The sequence below is a fragment of the Mesorhizobium sp. M7A.F.Ca.CA.002.09.1.1 genome (genome assembly GCF_003998555.1).
Taxonomy (GTDB): domain Bacteria; phylum Pseudomonadota; class Alphaproteobacteria; order Rhizobiales; family Rhizobiaceae; genus Mesorhizobium; species Mesorhizobium ciceri.
The window spans coordinates 1-670 of the sequence record NZ_RZRR01001485.1 but is presented as its reverse complement, the minus strand read 5'-3'; the positions used below and the strand labels follow the sequence as shown (position 1 = coordinate 670).

Annotated in this window: 1 protein-coding gene; it reads left to right on the top strand. The window is 61.0% G+C overall.

The features are described 5' to 3' along the window. Positions 1–670: ATP-binding protein (locus tag EN994_RS34185; RefSeq protein ID WP_245466182.1), on the top strand; the 670-nt coding region annotated here is incomplete at both ends.

Genomic DNA, 670 nt, shown 5'->3' with positions numbered 1-670 from the left:
AATATGAGCCATGAGATACGCACGCCGATGAACGGCGTGCTCGGCATGGCCGAACTGCTGGCCAAATCGGACCTCGACCCGAAGCAGAAGACGTTTACCGACATCATCGTGAAGTCGGGCAATGCGCTGCTCACCATCATCAACGACATACTGGATTTCTCCAAGATCGATGCCGGTCAGTTGGTGCTCGATCCGGCGCCCTTCAATCTGGCCGAGGCGATCGAGGACGTGGCGACGCTGGTGTCGACGCGCGCCAAGGAGAAGGACCTCGAGCTGATCGTACGTGTCGAGCCTCGGCTCGAGAGCCTATTCATCGGCGATGTCGGCCGCATCAGGCAGATCGTCACCAACCTGCTCGGCAATGCGGTGAAATTCACCGATGAGGGCCATGTGCTGGTCGACGTCACCGGCGAGAGGGTTCCAGCCGGAACGAAGCTCACCATTTCGGTCACCGATACGGGCATCGGTATCCCCGAGGAAAAACTGAAACTGGTCTTCGAGAAATTCAGCCAGGTCGACACTTCATCGACGCGGCGGCACGAGGGGACCGGCCTCGGCCTCGCCATCACCTCGCGGCTCGTCGAGCTGATGGGCGGCGACATCGGGGTCGAAAGCGCCGAAGGCAAGGGTTCGACGTTCTGGTTCTCGGTGACGCTGCCGAGGGCCGGAG